This window comes from Mesorhizobium sp. M7A.F.Ca.CA.002.15.2.1 (genome assembly GCF_003998715.1).
Taxonomy (GTDB): domain Bacteria; phylum Pseudomonadota; class Alphaproteobacteria; order Rhizobiales; family Rhizobiaceae; genus Mesorhizobium; species Mesorhizobium ciceri.
Genome location: NZ_RZPI01000597.1, coordinates 1 through 3,563 on the forward strand (window position 1 = coordinate 1; position 3,563 = coordinate 3,563).

Genomic DNA, 3,563 nt, shown 5'->3' on the forward strand with positions numbered 1-3,563 from the left:
ACCCTGGCCGGATCGGCGTCGCTGGCGGCGGCATCGAGCAGCCGCAGCAATTCGCGCGTCAGATGGAAGACCGCGGTGACGTTGACGCCAAACACCTTGGCCCATGCCGAATAGGGGAAGCTTTCCAGCGGCGCGCCCCAGGAGACGCCGGCGTTGTTGACCAGAATGTTCAGCCGTTCGGTGCGCGATTTGACCTCGGCGACGAGTGCGGCGATGCCGGCTTCGCTGGAAACGTCGCCGACGAAGCCGTCGGCCCGGCCCGGTGCACCAAGCTGGTTCAACTCTTCGGCGACCTTGATACAATCCTCGCCCTTGCGCGACGCGATCATCACGCTGGCGCCGGCCCTGACCAGCGCGGTCGCCGCCATGCGGCCGATGCCGGTCGCCGCACCCGTCACCAGCGCGGTCTTGCCGGCCACCGAAAACAGTTCGTCCAGATAGCTCATCACAATTCTCCGCGCTCGGCATGCGGGCAAACAGTTCGTTGACAAGGCTATCCGAAGTACGGTCATCCTTGCCACTGACAAAATGCCTGGCGTGTATGAAGGGTTAGCGACCGATGACGGAGATGAATCTCGGCATGACCGAGCGGCTGAAGCCAATCCACGCGCGCGTCGCGGCCATGGTGCGCGACGAGATCATGCCGCTCGACCATGAATTCCTCAGCGAAGTGGGCAAGGCAGGCAGCCGCTGGGTCTACAGTGCGCGTCAGAGCGAGATCCTCGAAGGGCTGAAGAAGACCGCAAGAGAGCGCGGCCTGTGGAATTTCTGGCTGACCGGCTCGGAACGCGGCTATGGCCTTTCCACTGTCGAATACGCCTATCTGGCCGAAGAGATGGGCAAGGCGCATCTCGGCGCCGAGACCTTCAACTGCTCGGCGCCCGACACCGGCAACATGGAGGTGCTGGAGCGATACGGCTCGGCCGACCACAAGAAAGCATGGCTGGAACCGCTGCTCGACGGCAATATCCGCTCGGCCTATCTGATGACCGAGCCGGATGTCGCTTCATCCGATGCCACCAACATTGCCATGCGTTGTGAACGCCACGGCGGCGACTATGTGCTCAATGGCGAGAAATGGTGGGCTTCGGGCGCCGGCGATCCGCGCTGCGCCATCTACATCGTCATGGTCAGGACCGGGGGCGATGACGAGCCGCAGCACCGCCGCCATTCGATGATCCTGGTGCCATCAGACACCAAAGGCGTGACCAAGGTGCGGGCCATGCAGGTCTATGGCGATGACGACGCGCCGCATGGCCACATGCATCTTCGCTTCGACAATGTGCGCGTACCGGCGTCGAACCTGATCCTCGGCGAGGGCAGGGGGTTCGAGATCGCGCAAGGGCGGCTCGGTCCCGGCCGCATCCACCACTGCATGCGCGCCATCGGACAGGCCGAGATGGCGCTCGAGATGCTGTGCCAGCGTTCCGTGCGCCGCGAGGCCTTCGGCCAGAAGCTGGCAAAGCTCGGCGCCAATTTCGACATCATCGCCGAATGCCGCATGGAGATCGAGATGGCGCGGCTGCTCTGCCTCAAGGCGGCGTGGATGATCGACCAGGGCGATGCGCGGGCCGCTGCTCCCTGGATCAGCCAGATCAAGGTGGTCGCACCGCGCGTCGCGCTCAAGGTCACCGACGAGGCGGTGCAGATGTTCGGCGCGCAAGGCATCAGCCAGGACACACCGCTGGCGCGGTCGTGGACGCATCTGCGGACCTTGCGCCTTGCCGACGGGCCGGACGCCGTGCATCGCCGTCAGGTGGCGCGGACGGAGTTGAGGAAATACACGCAGGAGAAGGTTTGAGCGCCGGCATCGTCATGCGGGCGCGACTCGAGGCTCGAGCGAGGAGTGTTCCGATGACCGTCCCATCCGAAATGAAGGCGCTGCTGCTTGTCGGCGATGGCTACACCAGGACGCGGAGCGGCAGTGTGCTGGAGGCGATGGAGCCCTATCTCGAGCCGGGCAGCATCGCGGTGCCGACACCGGGCCCCAGCCAGGTGCTGATCAAGGTCAGCCTCGCCTCGATCAATCCGTCCGATGTCGCCTTCGTCAAGGGCCAGTACGGCCAGCCGCGTGCCAAGGGCCAGCCGGCCGGTTTCGAGGGTGTCGGCATTGTCGTCGCCAGCGGGGACGAGCCCTATCCCAAAAGCCTGATCGGCAAGCGCGTGGCCTTTGCCACCGGCGTCACCAACTGGGGCTCGTGGGCCGACTATGCCGTCGCCGAGGCGGCTGCCTGCATCCCGCTGCTCGACACCGTTCGCGACGAGGACGGTGCGGCGATGATCGTCAACCCGCTCACGGCGCTCGCCATGTTCGACATCGTCAAGGAGGAAGGCGAGAAGGCCTTCGTCATGACCGCCGGCGCCAGCCAGCTCTGCAAGCTGATCATCGGCCTGGCCAGCGAAGAGGGTTTCCGGCCGATCGTCACCGTGCGCCGCGACGACCAGATCGCGGCTCTGAATGCGCTTGGCGCGGCGCACGTGCTCAATGAAAGGGCGCCGGATTTCAAGGCGGCGCTGCGCGAGGTGATGAAGGCCGAACAGCCGCGCATCTTCCTTGACGCGGTAACCGGGCCGCTTGCCTCCGCCATCTTCGACGTCATGCCGAAGCGGTCGCGCTGGATCATTTATGGGCGGCTCGATCCCGAAGCCACCGTTATCCGCGAGCCCGGCCAACTGATCTTCCAGCACAAGCATATCGAAGGGTTTTGGCTGAGTGAGTGGATGCGCCAGTTCCGCGACCGTCGCGGCCCGGCGATCCTGGAAGCGCAGAAGCGTTTTTCCGATGGGCGCTGGTCGACCGACGTGACGGCGGTGGTGCCGCTTGCCGAAGCAATGGCGCGGCTGCCAGCCGAACTGGCCAAACCCAACGGCAAGGTGTTCATCCGGCCTTGAACGAAAATGGCTGGCGAGCGAAGTCCAGTTACTGCAAAAAAGGGGCTGCTTGTGAGAACAGGCTGCCGAAAAGTTCCCGCCGTTTTGGCGCAAGGCGATGACGAACGATCCCGGTACGAATTACTTTCTCAAGAAATATTCGGCCCCGCTGGATGATCCTGCCGGGACTGCGGTCAGGAACATCATGCTGGCGCGGGTCGTCGGCGCCGAATGTCAGGCCTCCAGACTCAACAAGGCCAAGATCAAAGCCTATCGCGACAGGATGATCGGGCCGCTCATGCCTGAGCAACTCAAAACAGCTGCATTTGAAGGTGGCAGTGCGTTGCGCAGTTTCAACTACCAGGATCTCGCTCACCTCTGTGCCGGCATCGACTATCAGTTCGGGCCGAAAGGCGTGCTGATTCCGGGGGCTGTTCTTGCTGGTAAGGGCGAGCCGAAATATCCCTTTGATCCGCGCAACCCCTATTTTCGTTTGCCCGAATTCACTGACGATTAGTCAGGTCGCCAGCCTCGGACGGCAGCCATGAAGGTGGGAACGCATATTCGAGGCGAAGGAGGTGCGGCCCTGACGTTCGTCAGCCCCCTATGCCACGCCACTTCGTCCGTGATATGCCGCCGCCATCGAATGCCGGGACAGGCTGGACTGATCCAGTTCCGGGATTGTGTGGAGC

Annotated in this window: 4 protein-coding genes; 3 read left to right on the top strand and 1 reads right to left on the bottom strand. The window is 63.7% G+C overall.

Annotated features, from left to right (window positions below):
• On the bottom strand, positions 1 to 446 hold a 446-nt coding region (locus ENZ74_RS25815), incomplete at its 3' end, for an SDR family NAD(P)-dependent oxidoreductase (protein ID WP_127313074.1).
• Positions 447 to 559: 113 nt separating this feature from the next.
• On the opposite strand from ENZ74_RS25815, the gene ENZ74_RS25820 reads away from it, so the two are divergent.
• From ENZ74_RS25820 to ENZ74_RS25830, 3 genes are all read left to right on the top strand, one after another.
• Positions 560 to 1,801, top strand: coding sequence for an acyl-CoA dehydrogenase family protein (locus ENZ74_RS25820; protein ID WP_063168968.1), 1,242 nt, complete (start codon positions 560 to 562; stop codon positions 1,799 to 1,801).
• 53 nt (positions 1,802 to 1,854) lie between these two features.
• Complete coding sequence (locus ENZ74_RS25825) at positions 1,855 to 2,892, top strand: zinc-binding dehydrogenase (protein WP_013529671.1); 1,038 nt, start codon at positions 1,855 to 1,857, stop codon at positions 2,890 to 2,892.
• Between the two features lie 97 nt (positions 2,893 to 2,989).
• Positions 2,990 to 3,388, top strand: a complete 399-nt coding sequence (locus ENZ74_RS25830) for a hypothetical protein (RefSeq protein ID WP_013529672.1) — start codon at positions 2,990 to 2,992, stop codon at positions 3,386 to 3,388.
• Positions 3,389 to 3,563 lie beyond the last annotated feature (175 nt).